At 35.7% G+C, this 15,739-nt stretch carries 14 protein-coding genes, 1 tRNA gene and 4 pseudogenes; 8 read left to right on the top strand and 11 right to left on the bottom strand.

The window, feature by feature from the left end; all coding sequences use genetic code 11:
* From terL to OZD63_RS04425, 5 genes and pseudogenes are all read right to left on the bottom strand, one after another.
* A pseudogene (gene terL / locus OZD63_RS04445) lies at positions 1-1,492 on the bottom strand (phage terminase large subunit); the annotation flags it as partial.
* 116 nt (positions 1,493-1,608) lie between these two features.
* The gene (locus OZD63_RS04440) at positions 1,609-3,093 is read right to left on the bottom strand and encodes a DegQ family serine endoprotease (protein ID WP_274979753.1); all 1,485 of its coding nucleotides are present in this window, start codon (positions 3,091-3,093) and stop codon (positions 1,609-1,611) included.
* A gap of 3 nt (positions 3,094-3,096) precedes the next feature.
* The gene (hflC, locus tag OZD63_RS04435; protein WP_012673275.1) at positions 3,097-3,969 is read right to left on the bottom strand and encodes a protease modulator HflC; all 873 of its coding nucleotides are present in this window, start codon (positions 3,967-3,969) and stop codon (positions 3,097-3,099) included.
* Between the two features lie 2 nt (positions 3,970-3,971).
* Positions 3,972-5,006 (bottom strand): FtsH protease activity modulator HflK, encoded by a 1,035-nt coding sequence (gene hflK / locus OZD63_RS04430; protein ID WP_274979754.1) that lies wholly within the window; start codon positions 5,004-5,006, stop codon positions 3,972-3,974.
* An 82-nt stretch (positions 5,007-5,088) separates the two neighbouring features.
* Entirely contained in the window at positions 5,089-5,304 is a 216-nt protein-coding gene (locus tag OZD63_RS04425) for a hypothetical protein (RefSeq protein WP_274979752.1), read from the bottom strand.
* Positions 5,305-5,459: 155 nt separating this feature from the next.
* Between OZD63_RS04425 and OZD63_RS06190 the strand changes: the two genes are divergently transcribed.
* From OZD63_RS06190 to OZD63_RS04400, 5 genes and pseudogenes are all read left to right on the top strand, one after another.
* A complete protein-coding gene (locus OZD63_RS06190; protein ID WP_410543744.1) occupies positions 5,460-7,262 on the top strand; it encodes an actin-bundling T4SS effector WalE1 family protein in 1,803 nt (600 codons plus the stop codon).
* A gap of 148 nt (positions 7,263-7,410) precedes the next feature.
* Positions 7,411-7,533 carry a hypothetical protein gene (locus tag OZD63_RS04415; protein WP_274979751.1) on the top strand — a complete coding sequence of 41 codons (123 nt, stop codon included), beginning with the start codon at positions 7,411-7,413 and terminating at the stop codon, positions 7,531-7,533.
* A gap of 158 nt (positions 7,534-7,691) precedes the next feature.
* Positions 7,692-7,997, top strand: a pseudogene (gene cutA, locus OZD63_RS04410) (divalent-cation tolerance protein CutA); the annotation flags it as partial.
* A tRNA-Gln gene (locus tag OZD63_RS04405) sits at positions 7,988-8,062 on the top strand. The pseudogene cutA and the gene OZD63_RS04405, both read left to right, overlap by 10 nt.
* Before the next feature lie 201 nt (positions 8,063-8,263).
* Positions 8,264-8,656, top strand: coding sequence for a hypothetical protein (locus tag OZD63_RS04400; protein WP_275008231.1), 393 nt, complete (start codon positions 8,264-8,266; stop codon positions 8,654-8,656).
* 15 nt (positions 8,657-8,671) lie between these two features.
* Here the strand turns inward: OZD63_RS04400 and OZD63_RS04395 are convergent, their stop codons facing one another.
* Both OZD63_RS04395 and OZD63_RS04390 read right to left on the bottom strand, forming a co-directional pair.
* A complete protein-coding gene (locus OZD63_RS04395; protein WP_274979749.1) occupies positions 8,672-8,959 on the bottom strand; it encodes a hypothetical protein in 288 nt (95 codons plus the stop codon).
* A 211-nt stretch (positions 8,960-9,170) separates the two neighbouring features.
* Positions 9,171-9,332 carry a hypothetical protein gene (locus OZD63_RS04390; protein WP_275008233.1) on the bottom strand — a complete coding sequence of 54 codons (162 nt, stop codon included), beginning with the start codon at positions 9,330-9,332 and terminating at the stop codon, positions 9,171-9,173.
* A gap of 654 nt (positions 9,333-9,986) precedes the next feature.
* On the opposite strand from OZD63_RS04390, the gene OZD63_RS04385 reads away from it, so the two are divergent.
* Together OZD63_RS04385 and OZD63_RS04380 are read left to right on the top strand one after the other, a co-directional pair.
* A complete protein-coding gene (locus OZD63_RS04385) occupies positions 9,987-10,607 on the top strand; it encodes a superoxide dismutase (RefSeq protein WP_275008230.1) in 621 nt (206 codons plus the stop codon).
* Positions 10,604-11,875, top strand: a complete 1,272-nt coding sequence (locus OZD63_RS04380) for a M16 family metallopeptidase (RefSeq protein WP_275008228.1) — start codon at positions 10,604-10,606, stop codon at positions 11,873-11,875. The genes OZD63_RS04385 and OZD63_RS04380 overlap by 4 nt, the downstream gene beginning before the upstream one ends.
* Positions 11,876-11,881: 6 nt before the next feature.
* Here OZD63_RS04380 and OZD63_RS04375 read toward each other — a convergent pair whose 3' ends face one another.
* From OZD63_RS04375 to nuoE, 3 genes are all read right to left on the bottom strand, one after another.
* Positions 11,882-12,199, bottom strand: a complete 318-nt coding sequence (locus tag OZD63_RS04375; protein WP_274979778.1) for a WD_0736 family protein — start codon at positions 12,197-12,199, stop codon at positions 11,882-11,884.
* A gap of 191 nt (positions 12,200-12,390) precedes the next feature.
* Entirely contained in the window at positions 12,391-13,605 is a 1,215-nt protein-coding gene (gene tgt / locus OZD63_RS04370) for a tRNA guanosine(34) transglycosylase Tgt (RefSeq protein WP_275008226.1), read from the bottom strand.
* Positions 13,606-14,106: an NADH-quinone oxidoreductase subunit NuoE gene (gene nuoE, locus OZD63_RS04365; protein WP_182320564.1), complete on the bottom strand. Its 501-nt coding sequence runs from the start codon at positions 14,104-14,106 to the stop codon at positions 13,606-13,608.
* Between the two features lie 224 nt (positions 14,107-14,330).
* On the opposite strand from nuoE, the pseudogene OZD63_RS06185 reads away from it, so the two are divergent.
* Positions 14,331-15,586: pseudogene (locus OZD63_RS06185) on the top strand (hypothetical protein); the annotation flags it as partial.
* A gap of 7 nt (positions 15,587-15,593) precedes the next feature.
* Here OZD63_RS06185 and OZD63_RS04355 read toward each other — a convergent pair.
* Positions 15,594-15,739 (bottom strand): annotated as a pseudogene (locus tag OZD63_RS04355) (transposase); the annotation flags it as partial.

Here is a 15,739-nt window from a genome sequence, read left to right as displayed (position 1 = left end):
GCCAAAGTCTCTGACCCTAAGGGCGCTGGTGTTAATTTTTCTCATCCATTGCAGATATTGCACCGTACTATCCACTTGATCATCGTGGCGAGCTTCTGGGAACATTAAAATTTCATATTCGAAATCGCTGAGCCATACTGCTTGATGCGGCAGAAAAACCCTGCCAGACTCTATTATCGGAGCAATTTGATAAAATCGAGTGAGTTTGTCATTGTGTGGAATTATTTCGATAATCGGTAGATCGCTATTTGCCTTTAGCTCTTGTGTTAATTGCTGACCACTTGTTTTTGCTTCAATCAAAATTGCGTGTGGCGTCCATCTTGCAGCTAGTGACAGAACTTGCTCTTTAAGCTTTGGGTACTCAAGCTTTGCTCGATATACATCAAGTAAATAGAATTTATTATCTATTTTTGCCCAGGTGGTGCAGACGCTAAAGTCGCTGGAATCGTTTGTTGAAACTGCAGTGTTCCAGCTTTGAGTTACATGTGAGAGATTATCAGGGAAATTTTTATAGCGCTTTAGCCACTCTTGTTTTATTATACCGCTTGAAAGTGGTAGAGGATTTTGTTGATATTGAGCAGCAAAAGCGTAACTCCCGAGTTCAACTTTTATCATCTCAACTTCTTCTCTTCCTCCCTCCAGGGGATACAATAACTCATTCTCTTCTCTTGAGTATAATACTCTTGCAGGTAGTGTCATTCCAGCACTTGATGCTGGAATCCAGTCTTTTGCGGTTGAATTTTCTGGATCCCAGTGTCTGGGCACTGGGATGACAGGAGGGGGGGTTGGAATGACACCAGTATGGTTATTAATTGAATAAATAACCTCCTTATTTTCAGAAATCATTGGCAAACAAATGTGATGCCATATGTTTTTTGGCTTGGATAAGAGGTGCCCAGTTAAGTCTTTCAGGTGGAGCCTATGCATCACAAGCACAATTACTCCTTTTTTTCTATCGTTGAGTCTCGTTACTAAAGTCTGATCGAACCAGTTTGTGGCACGGTTTCTAAATGTTTCACTCAAAGCTTGAGCAGGGTTAAGCGGATCATCCACAATAATAAAGTCACCACCTTCACCGGTTAATGTTCCTCCAACTGATGTTGCGATTCTAAATCCTCTCTGCACTGTTTGGAATTTATATTTAGTGTTCTGGTCTTTGGATAGTTCTACTTCTGGAAATAGCTTTTTATACCAATCAGATTGCATTATGCACCTCGTATCGAGCGAATGTTTTTCACTAAGCAACTTAGAATAACTTGCAACTATTATTCTTGCAGTTGCCCAGTATCCATGCGGGCCACGCAACACTCATACATATGGACTTCATTGAACGCGGAGGCATATTGAATATTATGCGCCTTACTTCGCCAGCATTCGCTGCTTCCAGCCTGTCTGCTATGACTTTTATGTACTGATAATCATTATACTCACATCCCGGCACCACTGTTCGAAAGCACAGTTCAATGAATTTTAGAAAATTTATATTATCCATATGTGTATTTTAGTGAATGGAATGTAGACTTTAATAGTTTTGATTTGTCTTGTAAGATTGAGGTGTTACAATGACAGGCTTACAATGCTGCTAATTTAGTAAATAACCTACGAGTGCTATTTCTTCAACTTTATCGAAGTAAAGAATTGATTTCCATTGCGGTAAATGAGCAACATTATTGAATCTTTACCGTTTTTCTTTACTGCTGAATCAACTTGTTTTTGAAAATCATTAGTATTTTCTATATCGGTTCCATCTAATTGGATAATAATGTCTCCTTTTTTAATACCACGCAACGTGGCATTACTGTTACTATCTACATTAGTAACTATCACACCTTTTGTAGGATTACTTTCTTTTGATTCTTTTGGCAGATTTGAAACAGTTAAACCGGTTACATAATCAGATGTTGATTTATTTTCTTCTTGATTGTTATCTTGGCCATCATTTGTAGATTCTCCGATCACAACTTTAATATTAACCTCTTTGCTCTTTCTAAGTAACTTAACTTGCACTTTTTTCTCAGGTCCAGCTCTTGAAACCATTTGAGGTAATTGTGTCATTCTATCGATTTTTTTACCGTCAAATTCTAATAATATATCACCTACTTTAATCCCACCTTTTTCTGCAGGACTATCCTTTACTATACTTGCAACCAATGCGCCTTTTATATCTTTTAAACCCAAGGACTCAGCAAATTCTTTCGTTATAGGCTGAACTTGCACACCAAGCCAACCATGTTTTATTTTTTTGCCACTTTTTAATGTGTCAATAATTGACATAGCTAAATTAGATGGTATGGCAAAACCTATACCCACGTTGCCGCCAGACTCAGATGGAGAATAGATAGCAGTATTAATACCTATAACTTTTCCATTTAAATCAAATAACGGTCCTCCAGAGTTACCCCTATTAATTGCAGCATCAGTTTGAATAAATTCATTCATAGTGCCAATACTAATGTCCCTGGACCTTGCAGATATAATTCCTGTGCTTACAGAGCCACCCAAACCAAATGGGTTACCTATTGCCATAACCGTATCACCAACCCTTGCTTTATCAGAATCACCAAATGCAACAGAAGAAAGATCTTTATCAGAATTAATCTTAAGTACAGCAAGATCAGTTCTTGCATCATAGCCTAAAACTTCTGCTTTGAAATAATTATTATCGTTCATAGTAACTGTGATATCTTTGGCGTTTTTAATAACGTGATAATTGGTTACTATAGTTCCACCTTTATCTATAATAAACCCAGAACCAAGCAACACCACCTCTTTGTTAACACTAGGGCCCCTATCCATAAAAAACTGATCAAAATGCTCGAAAAACTCTCTAAAATCATCAAAAAAATTATTTCCTGGCATAGATGGAACTCTAGTTCTGCTGTTATTTTCTTGTTTGATGATTTGTTCGCTTGAAATATTTACAACCGCAGGAATGAGTTCTTCCACTAAATCGGCAAGTCCTTGATTACAGTTGCATGCAGTAGTGCTAGCATCAACGACCTTTTTTGCATCCCAATCAAACATATTAGCGTATGAAGAAAACGCAATTAGAAAATATGCAAATATAGATAAAATAAATGCCTTACTTTTCATAAATTATTTCCATCCTTTGTTTAAAATATCTAAAAAGTTATTGTTTGGTGAAAGTACAAATTTAGTATTATTTTCGGCAAATGATTTACTGTAAGCGCTCATAGAGCGATAAAAGTTAAAGAACTCCTCATCAACCTTAAATGCCTCATTATAAATTCTAGTTGCTTCAGCATAACCACGGCCCCTTATTTCGTACGATTCTTTTACTGCACTGGAGATAATTTCCCTTTTTAATTTATCAGCTTTTGATCTAACTTCCTGCCCAGCTTGCTCTCCTTCTGCTCTGATTTCTTTTGCTTCTTTTTCCCTTTCAGTTTGCATACGGCGAAATATTGCAGAACTATTTTCTTCTGGTAAATCTGCTCTCTTAATTCTTACATCTATTATTTCTATGCCAAATTTTTCAGCTTCAGAATAAACTCCACGCTGAATCAATTGCATAACCTCTGATCTTTTTTCATTCAACAAGCTAATCAACGAAAATCTGCCTATATTTTCTCTTATGTGAGCTTCTATAACCGGATATAATCTTCTAACCAGACCTGATTCATTCCTCACAGCCTGGTAAAAAGTAACAGGATTTGTTATTTTATATTTTGCATACGCATCTACTATAATACGTTTTTGATCCGCTGTTATCACTTCCCTTGGGATCTTATCAGGACTTAAATCTAAAACTCTTTTATCAAGAAACTCTACACTATTTATGAATGGCAACTTAAAATATAAGCCACTTTCCCTAACATCCCTTACAACTTTACCCAGTTGTATAACTATTGCTTGCTTTGTTTCTTGCACAACAAATATTGAATTAGATAAAACAATCAATAAAACAACAAATACAGAAACAAAAACAATTTTAATATTACTACTCATGGTTATTTTCCTAAATTTGTAAGAGGTAAATAAGAAAACATACCTTTCAGATCATCAGTTACAACAACTTTGTCTACCTTACTGAAAATATTTTCCATAGTTTCAAGATAAATACGATTCTTAACGAGAGAAGGATTCTGTCTATATTCCTCATAAAGAGATAAAAAGCGATCTGCATTACCTTTTGCTTCATTTGTTATTTCATTTTCATATGCTTGTGCATCTAATTTTATCTTTATCGCTTCACCCTTTGCTCGAGGTATAATATCATTATTATAAGCATATGCTTCGTTTATAGTACGCTCTTTGTCTGCGCGAGCACTTTGTACATCTCTAAACGAACTGATTACTTTTTCTGGTGGATCAATTTTTTTCATTTGAACAGATAAAATCTCTATGCCCATTTGGTATCCATCAAGAATCTGCTGCAATAGAATTCTAGTATCTCTAGAAATTTCTGGTCTGCCTTGACCAAGTGCAAAAGAGATCGTGTTTTTACCTATTATTTCTCTCATGGCACTTTCAGCAGCATTTTTAACACTGAAACCGGGTTTGTAATCCCGCACTTTGAATAAATAGTCCTTAGCATCTCTAACGCGCCACTGAACCTCGAAGTTAACGTTGACTATATTTTCATCTCCAGTTAGCATCACGCCTTCACCGCGATCTGTATCTCGCCCATAAGAACTACTTACCCCAATTTCTTCACGATTTACTTCCTTAACGTTCACTTTAAAAACCTTGCCAATAGGGTAGGGGAAGTGATAACGCAAACCAGGTGTTTCTGTATTAGAATATCTACCAAAGGTAAGTTCTATACTTTCTTCACTAGGATGGACAATATAAAAGCCAGTGCAAGCATAGAGCAGCAAAATAATGACAATGATGAAATAAGGTTTTTTGCCCCTGTTTCTGGTTAATCCATTAAGAAAGAACCTTATATCAGATACAGCTTTACTTAAAATATCTTCATTATTAGGAGTTTTGTTCCCTACCGGTTTCTTTCCCAGATTCCAAGGATTATTATCATCGAACATAATGATTGATTCTATAATTAACACGCTAATGTTACTTCTTTAATAAGAAAATGCAAACATAAATTCCTATTTTATTTACAAATTAATCATCAGGATGGAAAACATGATCGTACACTTCCTTTTCTCTATGTAATATGGTCGACTCTATGGAATTTTCTGGCTTTTTTTTGAATTCTTTGTCGTCACTCTTTAAGTGCACTACGTCTTTGTGAAAATGGGAATTATACCTAAATAGTAAAGCTATTATTATTAAAGTTATAACAGCCAAAAAGATGAGTGTTCTTTTTCTATACTTCATAAATGCTGCAGCTTCTTGACCTAATTTTCTATGTTACCACAAAACACGTCAAGCGAAATTATTTGAAGACAAATAAATACTGGCAATCAATTTAACACTAACTTAAGAATCAAGGAATACAATTATAATATATTTAATTAATAGTGAGGTTTAAAATGTTAGCCAGTGAACAAACAAATTCAAGTCCTGTTAAAAAAAGTTTTACTTTTGTGGAAGCTTTGCAGGGTAAACTACATGATATAAAAAATTTCTCTAATTGGTCTGCAAAAGAGCAAATGGTTGCAGTAGGTGCAGTAGGTGTGATGGTTGGTGCATTACTTCCATTTGTGGCAGCTGCTTTACCGGTTGCTGCAACAGGTGCAATAGTTGCCCTTACTCTATTTTTTGCTGTGAAAGCAGCTGAATACACATTCAAAGGGCTCAAATGGTCAGCAAAAAAAACAGTTGATGGGGCGAAATATACTGCCGGAAAAGTTAGAGATGGTGCTGTACATGTTAAAGATAAGGTGAAAGAAGGTTATGAACATTCAGTAGATTCACTGAAAAAAGGCGCTAGTTTTGTAGGCGAAGGAGTGGCAAATAAGTTCCATAAGGCATCTGGTGAGACGGACTATTTAGATAAGGTAAAAAGGTTTACTCCAGATGCAATTAAGAAATCTGACGAAATAAGAAATGATATGAAAGCAATTTTTGCTGATAAAGGAAATAATTCTGGGTTAGTGAAAAATATACTTTCTGGAATATCGTCAGAAATTGATTTAAAAATGGCAGAGAAGGCAAAATCAGGGGAGATTGAACATACTTCTGGATGGCAAGTACAGAAAGAATTCATTAATAATTTAAATGAAAAAAGCTTGCATAACTTGTTAACACAAAGGTCATTACCTAAAGGTAGTTATTTCATCGACAGTGTTTTCTCTGAACGTCACGATGAAATTAAGAAGGTTATTAAAGAATGTAGAGAAAATCATTTGTACTCAAGCGTAAGCAATATGTTTGACAGAGCAGAGGAAAAAGCTAACAGGCCTTCTGTCAAAAGTTTAACTAGGTCTGTGTCATCATCATTCTCTTCACTGGGAAGAAAAGGCTCTGAACAATCTAACAGCTTGTCAAGAAGCAATTCACTAAATTCTGTAAAGACTGACAGTACTGTTAGCAGCGAAGCGGAATTGTTAAATCCTGCGGAGCATAAAGAAGTAAAAGCACCTTCTTCACTTTGGGATAGGGTTTCATCACCTTTCAAAAGTGGCAAAAAGTCAGAAAAAACTTCTGAAGTTAAATATCAAGTTCTTTCTGAATCAGACACGTTGCCTAGAAAAATAGGAAATAGCACTTTTTACGTTGATACTCCTACTCCAACTGAAAATACTGATAAGACTGCAACAATAGGAGGAAGACCAGGAGTTGCACGACGTAATAGTACTAGCAACCTTACTAGGGTAGGAACTCCAGAAGTACCAACTAGAAGCGCCTCATTGACTAACTTAAATGGACAAAGTTCTTTCAGTGAAGATGTTCTCAGTGATCCTAAAGTAAACCAATATCTTGGTAATTCGAATAAAGGAACTCTAACTCGCAGTAATTCTTTTGATAGTGCAAGAGGTTCATCTGGTCCTTCTACACCAACAAGCTCATTAGAAAGATTGGAACAATCTTTCAGTAAAGATGAAGTTGGGGCAGCAATGGAGAAAAACTTAAAAGAATTTAGTTTAAGTGCTAAAACTGAATCTACATTACACAATTCTTTTAGTAATCGTAATGGTTCTGATAGTGGATTCAATTCACCAACTTCTTCTCCAACACATACAATGTTTACTGAAAATGGCAAGGCAAAAACCCAAGCTGACTTAAGAAAGACAGGTCATCTGGACAAACTGGTGGGACAGCCTTCCACGAAAGTAGCTGTTGACACTGACGTTCAACAGCAAGCTGCACAAACAGCTGTGAAAACGAACTAAACAAAGCTATCCACCTTCTCCAAAAGGATGTTACTCAATGAGTAACATCCTTTTTTGTTTTTAAACTATAGAAAAATCCTAGATCCCAGCGGTATGCGTACAACCGTATGAACATTGTGATTTCTCTCCTAGGAAAGGTGTCATCCCAGTGCTTGACACTTGGATCCAGGAAAGTTTGCTTGTTTACAAGCAAACTAGCATAGAAAGTGGTTACAACGTTTTCGATGAGATTATATGGAAAACTGGATTCCAGTGTCAAGCACTGGGATGACACCTTTACGTTTGAGGCAAACTAGCTATAACACTTAACATACTACCTTTGCAAACAAATGTTCATACAGTACGCGCTGGCGTTATTTTCTCTTGATGAATAAACCTGAGTGGAGTATAGTAGCAATGCGTTTATATAGATTCTAATGAATAATTTAGTTTTCAACTTTTTCAAATTTAAATGAGGCTAAAACTATTTCTGAAGAATTGTTAAACGAGAAGTTAATTGTATGTGTAACTGAAGTGAATTCTCTGTATTTATGGAAGGGTGAAATTAACAGTGGTTGTGAAGTAGTGGCAATTATGAAGAGCAGGAATGATCAAATTGATAAAATTGTAGAAAAAATCGAAGCAATGCATTCTTATGATCAGCCAGCTATTGCTGTGATGCCCATAGAAAAAGCAAATAAATCTTTTACTAATTGGGCTAATAGTGTTATTGATGTAAGTAGTATTGGGGTGTAGCCAAGTGGTAAGGCAGCGGTTTTTGATACCGCCACGCGAAGGTTCGAATCCTTCCACCCCAGCCATATTGAAGTGGGTGTGAAATGATATCACTTTTCTATAAATTAAGATTATTGAATTATATATTAGGTAGTCTAAAAGATATAATTGTGAAACTGTTTCTCTTCACAATGTATCTTTACACATTCAGCATTGTGCTCATGTTTCTCAGCAATGGTTTTTGGTATGCTGTAGAATTTTGCTCTTTCAAAAATGCGTTTTACCGTTTGTTTCAATATTGCAGGTGGTATTATGAAAATAGGGAAGATCTCGGTTACGGAATTTCTATTCGAATATTAGTGGCGTTTCTTACTCCGCATTTTCTCTATAAATTATTACTTGGCACAGGCTGGAAGTCCTTTTTAAAGGAAAAGATAATACAGATACTCAACACAAGAAGAAAAAAGGGTAGTGAGTTCAGTAACAGTAGCAAGCCAAGTGGCAGTAGTTATAGTGATAAGAATAATTACAGCAATAACAGTGGTAACAATGAGCGTCAAGCTCAAGATGCAAAGCGAAAAGTAAACATGATAAAGCAGCTATTAATCAAAGATATAGAGGCAACTATAGATAGGAGATTGAATTATATTTTTTTCGGTAAAAGGAGTAAACCTCATTAAGTATATAAAAAGGCTTTATCTAGTAAGGCTTTTTAAGGTTGGCTGTATTTTATTTTTTACGTATGCCGGATCACAATCAGCCAATATACATGTGTGCACAAAATCTTGACTAAAGTCTGACAACCAAGAAATTGCCTTACGTTTTTCTACCAAGCTTTCTGTTTTTTTACAGTTACTTGCTGCATCAATCATTGCCTGCGCTATTACTGATTTCCACAGCAAATAATACCTTTGTATATCATCTGACGTACTATTTGCTTCATAGTGGTTAAAAAATTCTTTAAAATTGAAGTTGTTTGACATAATGATACCTCTTTGGATTGAAATTTGAAATGATTTGAGTTTATGTCGCCACAGCAGATTCCGCTAACAAGCAGCGGGATAACGAATTACTTAACCGTCATTACACCGTCATACCGCGATTCATTCGCGGTATCTCGCTAACAAGCAGCGGGATGACGGTTGTCAGGCCAGCGCCCCCATGATGTCATTCAAGTAGCTGACACTGGTGCCTTTATGACGGCAGTGCCCCTATGGTGTCATCCCAGTGCCCAGACACTGGGATCCAGGAATTTTGATTGGACACTGGGTTGGTAAGCATAAAAGTGTTATGTAAAATACAACGTTCTTGATGGGATTGTGTGAAATGCTGGATTCCAGACTGGAATGACATCACAGGAGCACTGACCTCTCTTGGGCTCTTTTAGCTACAAACGTTAAGAAATTTACCAAATGAAAAAAAAGGCAAAAGAAGCCCCGTAGTTATTATCCGCTTTAAAATGTTGGCGTTTTTTATGTTTTAAACGCTTGAAAAGCGAGATTCAGCCGCTTTTAATTGCAACTAACTTACGCTGCAAATGTTTAAGAAGTTTACTAAGCAGAAAAAAAGACAAAGAATCCCCGAGTTAGCTAGTCTTTTACTATCTCTGTCGAGTATTGGCATTTTTTGATGTCTTGTAACGCTTTATAAGCGCGTTCAGCTTATTTAGATAAAAACCTAGATGTAGATGAAGTTTTGTAAAGACATACAGTATCTACATACTGCAAAAAATTGAACATAAGACGCCGGTACATTAAGTAATCCTTACCTTTTAATCTGCAGATTGGCGAAAGCAAATACAATAGCTTCAGTTTCATGATAAGGGGGCTGGCGAAGGGTGTCAAGTAACTTTTGCATTTAATCCATTTCTATGGCTTATATAATAATCGTTATTGTAGTATAATTTAGAATAATGCAATAGATACCTAAATGTTTTGGCTATTAATTATATGTTGCATAAAAGCATATATTGCCCTACCATCCAAGTAGGTCAAAAATAAAGGGGTTGGCATGAGTTTTACTTTACCTGAATTACCATATGATAAAACAGCTTTGGAGCCTTACATATCTGCAAAAACTTTGGATTTTCATTATGATAAGCACCATAAAGGGTATTTAAATAAACTCGATGAGCTAGTTGAAAATACGGATTATCAACATGTAAAAATTGAGGAATTAATAACAAAAGTGCATGGTAATAGCGGCAGCTTGCCTATATTTAATAACGCAGCACAAGTTTGGAATCACACTTTTTATTGGAATTCAATGAAAAAAAATGGTGGTGGTAAGCCTAAAGATGGTAGTCTTCTAGCAAAAAAAATTCAAGACGATATCGGTGGCTTTGATAAATTTTATGAAGAATTTTCGAGTCATGGAGTAAGCCAATTTGGCAGTGGATGGGTATGGTTAGTGCTCGAAAAAGGTAGGTTAGGAAAGCTCAAAATCACCAAAACTCAAAATGCAGATTTGCCAATAATTTATGGCCAAGTGCCACTACTCACTATGGATGTGTGGGAGCACGCCTATTATTTAGATTGTCAAAACCGTAGAATTGACTACATAAAAGTTTTCCTTGATCATTTGATTAATTGGGATTTTGCAGAAGAGAACTTAGAAGAATATATGAGATGAATATACCCCGGGTAACAAAATTAGATAATGGTCTGCGCATAATAACTGAGCAGGTGCGTGATATTGATTCCGTAGCTTTAAGCATACGAGTTGGTGTTGGCAGTAGAGCAGAAGGTGCAAAGCAAAATGGAATATCCCATTTTTTAGAACACATGGCTTTCAAAGGGACGAAGACAAGAACTGCCTTTGAAATTGCACAAGCTTTTGATGACATAGGTGGAGTTTTCAACGCTAGCACCGGTAGGGAAAGCACCACCTATTATGCAAAAGTCCTCAAGAAAGACATAAAAACTGGTATTGATATATTAATAGGTATATTGATGAATTCCACGTTTCCAGAAGATGAATTGGAACGTGAGAAGGGTGTTGTAATACAAGAGATTTTTCAAACTAATGATTCACCAAGTGACATTATTTTCGACAAATATTTTGAGACAGCTTATAAAGACCAACCATTTGGTAGGTCAATCTTAGGCACGCAAAGTACTGTAAAATCTTTTACTCGAGGAGATCTAGATAATTACATAAATGAGCATTACTTTGGTGAGAATATGCTATTTGCCGTTGCAGGAAATGTTGAACATGAAGAAGTTGTTGCATTAACCAAAGATTTTCTCTCAAAGATTCATTCTAAAAAGCTGAAAAAAAGCCAAAATGCGAGCTGTACTGGTGGTGAGTATTTAGAACATCGTAAATTAGATCAGGTACACTTGCTAATTGGTCTACCTAGTGTTTCTTGCCATGACGATAAATATCACACGTTTCAAGTGCTTGATTCTATATTAGGGAGCGGAATGTCATCACGCCTGTTCCAGGAAGTAAGGGAAAAGCAGGGATTAGCTTACTCTGTTTATTCATTTAATTCCAGCTACACTGATACAGGGATGTTTTCCATTTTTGCTGGCACAGATAGTAGTAACTTAGATAAGCTTTTAGAATCTATGACGACAGAGTTGAAGAAGATGTCTACAGATAATCTGAGGGAAGAAGAAGTAAATAGAGTGAAAGAGCGAATAAAATCCCAAATTTTAATGTCACGCGAAAGTGTTAGCTCACGTGCTGAAACATTGGGACACTACTACGGCAACTATAATAGGTACATCAGTAAAAATGAATTAATAGAAAAAATTAGTGCAGTTACCACTGCTAGCGTAAAAAAAGCAGCAGAAGAATTGTTATCTCAGCATGAAAAAACCACTCTAGCTGCAATTGGAGAAATTGAATCATTGCCAAGTTACGATAAAGTGGTTTCTATGCTTAAAGCTTAGTGTACTTTAATTATGTTGCTTAAGCTCACTAAAAAGTTCAATGAACGGTTGCAAAATCCTTTCTATAAAAAGTTTGCTTTCTGGTTCATCGCGTATATTACTTATCAGTTTATTCAAAGTTTTCTCGCTGTTTCGTAAAAATAAATAGCTTTCTACTGCTTGCACACCAGACAAGACAGTCAAAATTCCTCCTATCACTAGACAAGCAGCTATAGCAGGTGCGGTACCCACTGCAATTGCAGTTGCGATTAATGATAACCCAGCTAAGAATGTAACGGCTGGAACGCAAAACGCTATTTGACGTTTTTCTTTATTGTTAACCATAAATACCTCACAAAAACTATATTTTTAACATACCAGTGTTGTCATGTATTGTCAAGTTTTTAAAGAAGATTAAAAAATGCAACGCACATGTGCAAAAAACGCTAACTATGGATTAGCCAAGGAAGAAAGAGTAGGAAGAGGAAGGCTTTTTCTGTTTTAGGGAATATAAAATAAGCGTAGAAAAATATGAACTAGGTGTATAATTCACAGTGTAGTGGTGTCTCACTAATCCAATTATTTTTCTCCCGATCTAGCCTATCATCTAATATAGCCTGCCTTATTGATGCCATTAACTTATTCATAAAGAAAATATTATGAATGGTAACGAGCGTGTAAGCCAGGAGCTCTTTAGCTTTCAGTAAATGGTGTATATAAGCTCTTGAATGTTTTCTGCAGGTAAAACATAAACAGTCACTTTCAATTGGGTTGTTGTCCAGCTCAAATCGTTGATTCCGCAAATTAATATGCTCTTTGCACTTTGAAGAAATAGAATTTCTGTTTTTTACTTTAACAAGTGCGCCACCATGCCTTGCTAAGCGGGTTGGATGCACGCAATCAAACGTGTCAATTCCAAGCTCTACTCCGCGAAAGATGTCCACAATTCCACCAATACCAAGCAAATGAGTAGGCCTGTCTTTTTTCAGGTGGTCCATAGTGAAAGAAACTACATCATGCATCTGCTCTTTACTTTGACCAAGTGATCCACCTATTGCTTGACCAAAAAATGGCAAATCGTTGATAAAATCACAACTTTCTCTACGTAAATCTTGATACACTCCGCCTTGACTAATTCCATACAGTGCCTGCTTGCCATTATTGTTTTTTTCAAATTCATTTAAAGAACGTTCAGCCCATCTGTGGCTCATGAGCATTGATTTTGCTGTGTATTCTTTGCTTACGTGAAATGGAGTGCATTCATCTAAAACTAGGATTAAATCTGCACCTAATTTCTGTTGAATTTGTACAGATTTTTCAGGAGTTAAGCAATAAATTTTACCATTAATGTAAGAACGGAAAATTGCCCCATCCTCATTAATTTTGATCAAAGTTTTTTGTTTTTTTCTTATTCCTTTTATCTCTTCCGAAACTGATCCGTGGCCTAAGCTAAATATCTGATATCCACCTGAGTCAGTTAGCATTGGCCCATTCCATCCTATCATCTTGCGCAAACCACCAAGTTTTGCAACAGTATTCTCTCCTGGTTGAAGCATTAGGTGATAGGTGTTGGAAAGTATGATTTGGGTAACAGCTTCACTTATTCTTTCAATATCTGCAGCTTTAATTGCAGCTTTTGTTGCGCAGAATATAAAAGCGGGGGTTTCTACGCTTCCATTTGGAGTGTTAATTGTTCCAACTCTTGCAGAACCTGATTGCTTGATTCTCTTGAATGAAAATTCTTCTTTCATCTATTTGCCTGAAAGTTCTGTTATGATGTTTTCTACTTTCTCAGGAGTAAGATTTTCATAGAAGTCATTATTGATCTGCACAACGGGAGCATTAACGCATGCACCTAGGCATTCAACTTCTTTTAAAGTGAACAAATTATCTTTAGTAGTCTCACCGATATTGATTCCAAGTTTTTTTTTAAAGGTATTTAAAACTTCTTCACTATTGCACAACCAGCAAGGAGTTGTTCTACAAATTTGTATTAGATATTTGCCTACTGGTTTTAAATTATACATGGTGTAAAAATTTGCCACTTCATATACACGAATATGTGGAATATGGAGCATATCAGCAACATAACGCATAGCAGATTCAGAAACCCATCCGCATTGCTCTTGAACCAGATATAGTAAAGGCATAACAGCACTACCTTCTCTACCTTTGGGATACTTCTCTATAAACTTTCCCGCTTTCTTGAGGTTTTCTGATGTAAAACTAAACTGCTCTTCTTTTTCTATCATTCATGAGACTCGTGTAAACTTTAACAGATTATACCTGTAGAACCAATGATTGCAATTGTTGGTTTTTTGAGAAATAGCATAAAGCTTCTTAGCCCTCTTCAAGCTTATATTTACCTTTTAGTATAAAATATTATATTAATTTTTTAATTTTAGTTAAAATTTTCATTGACATTAACACACAGGAGTAATCATAATAGCATTTTATTAATATTTTAAATAAAATTATGTCTATATTAAGAAGATTGCTCGGATCAACTCAAATACACCGGAAATTAAAGAAGCGATAGGTTTTAATCCAACAAACGTAGAATTAATTGAGGGGAATGGAGTTGCTTACGGACTCAGCTATCAAGATAATGGTAATGGGAGCAGTAAAGTAAAATTACTTATTAGTCCATTATATCAATCAAAAACATACGAATGTGGTACAAATATCAGCGTAGCAAATGAATTCAAAGATCAATTATCTCTCACATTAATAGAAGATTCAGCTGAAATAGATAAAATTGGAGTTATCTTTCCTGAAGAAGGAATTAGCGAAGAAGGAGAAAAATGCGTTAAAGGCTTATCTTTTAACACTTACGGAATTAAACAATCAGTTAATACTCCTTCAGTTGAACATTGAGATAAAAGAAAATTACAAAAGAATATTGATAATAATAGTCTTGCAAATGTGGGCAATAGTTACTTTCAACCAAGAGCAGTGAAAGTTGGTAATGGTGACGTAATTGTAATCGCCCATAACTTAAAGGATCAAACTTTAGTTTCTTGGTACTTAAAGTCAAGCGAGAGCGGAAAATTTAAGGTATTGACTGGAGAAAAAGGTGTTACAGAAAGAAAATTGTTCAATTTTGATAATCAGGGGCAATTGGCATTAAATGGAAACACGATGCTTTATTCGCAAGTGAGCAAAAGGATTACTAAGGAAAATCAAGAGGTGAGAAAAACACGTATTTTTAAATTTGATATGGCTAAAGTGATTCATGGTCTGAAGGATGGAGTTAATGGCTTTTTACTTGGTAATCGAAAAGGTCAAATAGATAATAAAGCACTATCTCTTTCTAGAGAACATGAAATAAGCTTTTTGCAGTATGTTGAACAAACGGAAGGAAATGATCTAGTTGCTTTTCTTGAAAATGACCAATCAGCTAATGAGCAGAGGTTACATATAGCAACTCTACTTAAAAATGGATCAGTGTCAGATTTTCCTATCTATCAATTTACAGATCCTATAGAGCAATTATATATTAAAGGCAACGGTCAGGGTGGTTTTATCGTAACTGCGGTAAGTGGAGAAAATATTGTAACTTTTAATCAAAACGGCTCTGGAAAATCTTCTGAAGCAACAATAATACCGGCAAATAGCATAAAAACTCTCAGTGATTTTGTTAATATCATTAACGGTCGATTAACGCCGGATATTATTTCTAGTAGTACCGTGGCTCCTATAACTGTTGCAGAAACGGTTGTGACTTCTAAGAACCTGTTTAAAATCTTCGTAATAGGAGAGAAATGAAGGAAAGGACAATCATTTGCAAGCTGGTGTTGAGTTTACGTTCGCAATTTTCCACAATCTTCTACATTTTTCTAACCAAGCAAAAGATCGCTCAACAACCCATCTCTTTGGCAATAC

Origin of the sequence: Wolbachia endosymbiont of Drosophila leontia (assembly GCF_028981785.1) — a bacterium.
Classification (GTDB): Bacteria; Pseudomonadota; Alphaproteobacteria; order Rickettsiales; family Anaplasmataceae; genus Wolbachia; species Wolbachia pipientis.
The sequence above is the reverse complement of the archived record's forward strand: the minus strand, read 5'-3'. Positions and strand labels throughout refer to the sequence as shown.